This is a genomic window from Vibrio sp. Vb1574 (genome assembly GCF_033338675.1).
In genome coordinates this window covers 1-1650 of sequence record NZ_JAWOTC010000137.1, presented here as the reverse complement: position 1 = coordinate 1650, position 1650 = coordinate 1, and the positions used below count along the sequence as shown (strand labels likewise).

The 1650-nt window shown below is 47.0% G+C and carries 2 protein-coding genes; one reads left to right on the top strand and one right to left on the bottom strand.

Translation table 11 applies throughout. The features are described 5' to 3' along the window. Positions 1 to 1332 (top strand): asparagine--tRNA ligase (gene asnS, locus R7O12_RS24195; protein ID WP_318126579.1); only part of this gene is annotated, 1332 nt, incomplete at its 5' end. 91 nt (positions 1333 to 1423) lie between these two features. On the opposite strand, the gene R7O12_RS24190 is transcribed toward asnS, so the two are convergent. Continuing rightward, positions 1424 to 1648, bottom strand: coding sequence for a hypothetical protein (locus R7O12_RS24190; RefSeq protein WP_017636102.1), 225 nt, complete (start codon positions 1646 to 1648; stop codon positions 1424 to 1426). Between the last annotated feature and the right edge of the window lie 2 nt (positions 1649 to 1650).

Here is a 1650-nt window from a genome sequence, read left to right as displayed (position 1 = left end):
GGCTGGATCCGTTCACGTCGTGATTCCAAAGCTGGAATCTCTTTCCTTGCCATATATGACGGCTCTTGTTTCGACCCGATTCAGGCCGTGGTCCCAAATAATCTTAATAATTACGAAGACGAAGTATTAAAGCTAACGACTGGCTGCTCTGTTGAAGTAACTGGTAAGATTGTTGAATCTCCTGCAAAGGGTCAAGACTTCGAACTTGCTGCCACTGACGTTAAAGTGGTTGGTTGGGTTGAAGATGCTGAAACTTACCCAATGGCAAAAACTCGTCACTCAATCGAGTACCTACGTGAAGTTGCGCACCTACGTCCGCGCACAAACGTAATCGGTGCAGTAGCACGTGTACGTAACTGCCTATCTCAAGCAATCCACCGCTTCTACCACGAGCAAGGTTACTTCTGGGTATCTGCGCCGTTGATCACGGCTTCAGATGCTGAAGGCGCTGGTGAAATGTTCCGCGTATCTACGCTAGACATGGAAAACCTTCCTCGCACTGACGCTGGTAAAGTGGACTACAACGAAGACTTCTTCGGTAAAGAGACGTTCCTAACCGTATCTGGTCAGCTAAACGCAGAAGCTTACGCTTGTGCGCTAAGCAAAGTTTACACTTTCGGCCCTACTTTCCGAGCTGAAAACTCAAACACAAGCCGCCACCTAGCAGAATTCTGGATGGTTGAGCCTGAAGTTGCGTTCGCAGAACTGGATGATGTAGCGAAACTGGCTGAAGACATGCTCAAGTACGTGTTTAAAGCAGTGCTTGCAGAGTGTCGCGATGACCTTGAGTTCTTCGCTCAACGCATCGACAAAGAAGCAATCACTCGTCTAGAGCAGTTCGTTTCTTCTGACTTCGCGCAAGTTGACTACACTGACGCAATCCAGATCCTTCTTGATTCAGGTCGTGAGTTCGAATTCCCAGTTGAATGGGGTATCGATATGTCTTCTGAGCACGAGCGTTTCCTTGCTGAAGAACACTTCAAAGCACCTGTAATCGTTAAGAACTACCCGAAAGACATTAAAGCATTCTACATGCGTGCTAACGATGACGGTAAAACAGTTGCAGCGATGGACGTTCTAGCACCGGGCATCGGCGAAATCATCGGTGGTTCTCAGCGTGAAGAGCGCCTAGACATTCTAGATGCACGTATGCGTGAAGTGGGTATCGATCCTGAACACATGAGCTGGTACCGCGACCTACGTAAATACGGTACAGTGCCACACGCAGGCTTCGGTCTAGGCTTTGAGCGCCTAGTATCTTACGTCACTGGTATGGGCAACGTTCGTGACGTGATCCCATTCCCACGTACTCCTCGCTCTGCGAACTTCTAATCACTTTTTAGTGATATTGAATTAAAAAGACCTCCCATGTGGAGGTCTTTTATTTTGTACGAATGATTTTCTAGCAACCGGTGTATGCACTCTAGTTGTTATTTTCATCGTCATCCTCATCTGCTCGCGCTGCGTATTTTACTCCAACCACACACAAGCCAAACATCACAAATGGGATAACGGCAGCAGTGTATTCCGTCCAAACCATATGAGAGAAAGATTTCGCCAATATCAAGTGTGCAAACACCAACAAAAATGCGCTAAAAATAGCAACACCCATCAACCTAAGTTCATGCTTTACCAACTGCTTTTTCATTA

What these genes read in the sequence shown, in the direction of transcription:
- R7O12_RS24190 (WP_017636102.1), bottom strand. Translation starts at nt 1,648, where the DNA reads ATGAAAAAGCAGTTGGTAAAGCATGAACTTAGGTTGATGGGTGTTGCT.